Raw genomic sequence first — 389 nt, forward strand, 5'->3', positions numbered from 1 at the left:
GGGCATTTGCTTGCCAACCATGCCCCAGCCTCGAGGCGACGGCAGGTTTTCGATGTCACGAGTGCGCTCCTTCGCAACGAGCAGCTCCGGCTTGAAACGCAGGAACGCGATCAACTCAGCGGGTTGCTTCGTCTTCACGGCCCAAGCTGCCCACGCGTCGATGCTCGGCACAAGCTCAACGATGGTGGCAAACCGCGATTTCACCGGATCGAGAATGCCGGATACGCCGGCGTTATCTGTCCGGCGATTCGTTGCGGCCAAGAACGTTACGTGATCGGGGAGCTTGTGTTCGCCAATGCGGCGAGCCAGCAGCAGTTGCATCTTGGCGGCTTGAACTGCCGGTGATGCTTGTCCAAGGTCATCGAAGAACCAGACCAAAGGCTCTTGCG

The 389-nt window shown here is 59.6% G+C and carries 1 protein-coding gene; it reads right to left on the reverse strand.

The window, feature by feature from the left end:
- A partial coding sequence (locus tag CH42_RS16655) for an ATP-binding protein (RefSeq protein WP_162231106.1) occupies window positions 1-389 on the reverse strand: 389 nt, incomplete at both ends.

The organism is Leucobacter musarum subsp. musarum, from assembly GCF_001273845.1.
Classification (GTDB): domain Bacteria; phylum Actinomycetota; class Actinomycetes; order Actinomycetales; family Microbacteriaceae; genus Leucobacter; species Leucobacter musarum.